At 70.4% G+C, this 280-nt stretch carries 2 protein-coding genes; one reads left to right on the top strand and one right to left on the bottom strand.

Annotated elements, in window-relative coordinates; translation table 11 throughout:
* On the top strand, positions 1 to 207 hold a 207-nt coding region (locus tag D9V41_RS18225), incomplete at its 5' end, for a hypothetical protein (RefSeq protein ID WP_166376142.1).
* Here D9V41_RS18225 and D9V41_RS18635 read toward each other — a convergent pair.
* On the bottom strand, positions 204 to 280 hold a 77-nt coding region (locus D9V41_RS18635), incomplete at its 5' end, for a PLP-dependent transferase (protein ID WP_133434261.1). The two genes, D9V41_RS18225 and D9V41_RS18635, sit on opposite strands and share 4 nt — an antisense overlap.

Below are 280 nucleotides of genomic sequence, written 5' to 3'. Positions count from 1 at the left end.
ACTGCCCGTCTGGTGAGCGAGGAGTCCGGCGCCCCCGTGGTACTCGACGATGCCCTCGGTTACGCCGATCCGATCCGGCGCCAGCGGATGCTCGCCACCTTGCACCGCATCGCTCGGGAGGGCACGACGCAGATCGTGGTGCTGACCTGCGAGCCCGGCCGCTTCGACCGGCTCGCCCCCGACGCGTACGTCCGACTCGAGGCTTAGGCGAGCGCCTGCTCGAGGTCGGCCACGAGGTCGTCGATGTCCTCGATGCCGACCGAGAGCCGGACGAGGTCGT

The sequence above is a fragment of the Aeromicrobium phragmitis genome, assembly GCF_003674095.1.
Lineage (GTDB): Bacteria > Actinomycetota > Actinomycetes > Propionibacteriales > Nocardioidaceae > Aeromicrobium > Aeromicrobium phragmitis.
This window is presented reverse-complemented; position numbering and strand designations above follow the sequence as displayed.